Here is a 239-nt window from a genome sequence, read left to right on the forward strand (position 1 = left end):
GAGATCTGATTCTCATAACGGGGAATTTCCAGCCAGATATCATTCTTTTCATTCAGCCAGATAGCATTGGGTTCAACATCATGCTCCAGCCACTGAACCGGCAGATCCTCCTGCCATCTTTTCGCCTGCGGGATCAGTACGGAACGGCGATAAAAAGGATTTTTGGGGCGTTGCGTGTCAACGTTTGCTGTATGCTGTTCCTTTTTTTTATTGTCAGAGGCGGACAGTGATGCGCGACG

Annotated in this window: 1 pseudogene; it reads right to left on the reverse strand. The window is 48.5% G+C overall.

Annotated features, from left to right (window positions below):
* A pseudogene (locus tag OGV94_RS25170) lies at positions 1 to 239 on the reverse strand (hypothetical protein); the annotation flags it as partial.

It is taken from the genome of Citrobacter sp. Ce006, assembly GCF_030336535.1.
Taxonomy (GTDB): domain Bacteria; phylum Pseudomonadota; class Gammaproteobacteria; order Enterobacterales; family Enterobacteriaceae; genus Citrobacter; species Citrobacter europaeus.